The sequence below is a fragment of the Gluconobacter sp. GP1 genome, from assembly GCF_032913585.1.
GTDB classification, from domain to species: Bacteria; Pseudomonadota; Alphaproteobacteria; order Acetobacterales; family Acetobacteraceae; genus Gluconobacter; species Gluconobacter cerinus.
In genome coordinates this window covers 1-344 of record NZ_JASGXC010000067.1, presented here as the reverse complement: position 1 = coordinate 344, position 344 = coordinate 1, and the positions used below count along the sequence as shown (strand labels likewise).

Genomic DNA, 344 nt, shown 5'->3' with positions numbered 1-344 from the left:
GGCGCCTCCAAAGGAATTGGGGCTGGTATCGCCAAGGCACTTGCCGAAGCGGGGGCTGCTGTCGTCGTCAATTACGCCTCCAGCAAATCCGGAGCGGACGCCGTCGTCTCAGCCATTGCGACCAATGGCGGTCAGGCCGTCGCTGTTCAGGGAGATGTTTCTCGTAAATCCGATGCGCAGGCCATCGTGGATGCGGCGATCAGTCAATTCGGGCGCTTGGATATTCTCGTCAATAATTCCGGGGTTTACGAATTTGCTTCGATCGACGAGATCACCGAAGACCATTTCCATCGTCTCTTTAATGTCAATGTGCTTGGCACTTTACTGACGACCCAGGCCGCCGC

Annotated in this window: 1 protein-coding gene; it reads left to right on the top strand. The window is 56.4% G+C overall.

From position 1 onward, the window contains the following. The coding region (locus tag R5H23_RS16955; RefSeq protein ID WP_317216141.1) for an SDR family NAD(P)-dependent oxidoreductase at window positions 1-344 on the top strand (344 nt) is incomplete at both ends.